Origin of the sequence: Streptomyces silvisoli, from assembly GCF_029269905.1 — a bacterium.
Lineage (GTDB): Bacteria > Actinomycetota > Actinomycetes > Streptomycetales > Streptomycetaceae > Streptantibioticus_A > Streptantibioticus_A silvisoli_A.
This window is the reverse complement of the sequence record NZ_JARJBC010000079.1, coordinates 1-720: the sequence shown is the minus strand read 5'-3', so window position 1 is coordinate 720 and position 720 is coordinate 1. Positions and strand designations below refer to the sequence as shown.

The window sequence follows — 720 nt, the reverse complement described above, 5'->3', positions numbered from 1 at the left end:
TCGGTCACACCCAGGCCGCGGCGGGTGTGGGCGGTGTGATCAAGATGGTCATGGCCCTGCGCCATGGTGTGCTTCCTAAGACGTTGCATGTGGATCAGCCGTCGACGCAGGTGGACTGGTCCCAGGGCGATGTGCGGTTGTTGACCGAGGCCATCCCTTGGCCGGAGACCGATCATCTGCGTCGGGCCGGAGTCTCCTCGTTCGGCGTGAGTGGTACCAACGCGCACGTCATCCTCGAAGCTCCCTCCGAGAGCGAGACCGAGACCGCACCTGACACTCAACCTGACACAGAGGCCCCATGTGGTTCGGGTGTGGGTGGTGTGGTGCCGTGGGTGTTGTCGGGGAAGTCGGTTGAGGCAGTGCGGGCGCAGGCGGCCCGGTTGCTGGAATTTGTGGAGTCGGATCCGTCGTTGCGGCCGGTGGATGTGGGGTGGTCGCTGGTCAGTTCGCGTGCGGTGTTCGATCACCGTGCGGTGGTGGTGGGCAGTGACCGGGATGAGTTGATGGCCGGGCTGCGGGCCGTTGCTGCTGGGGAGTCGGCTGCTGGGGTGGTGCAGGGCGCTGCTCGGGCTGGTGGCCAGGTGGTGTTTGTTTTCCCTGGTCAGGGTGCGCAGTGGGTTGGTATGGCTCAAGGCCTGCTGGAGTCTTCCCCGGTGTTCGCTGATTCGATGGGTGAGTGTGCTCTGGCGCTGGCGCCTTTTGTGGACTGGTCGTTGGAGC

At 65.0% G+C, this 720-nt stretch carries 1 protein-coding gene; it reads left to right on the top strand.

All coding sequences use genetic code 11. From position 1 onward, the window contains the following. On the top strand, nt 1-720 hold a 720-nt coding region (locus P3G67_RS35795; protein ID WP_276097245.1), incomplete at both ends, for a ketoacyl-synthetase C-terminal extension domain-containing protein.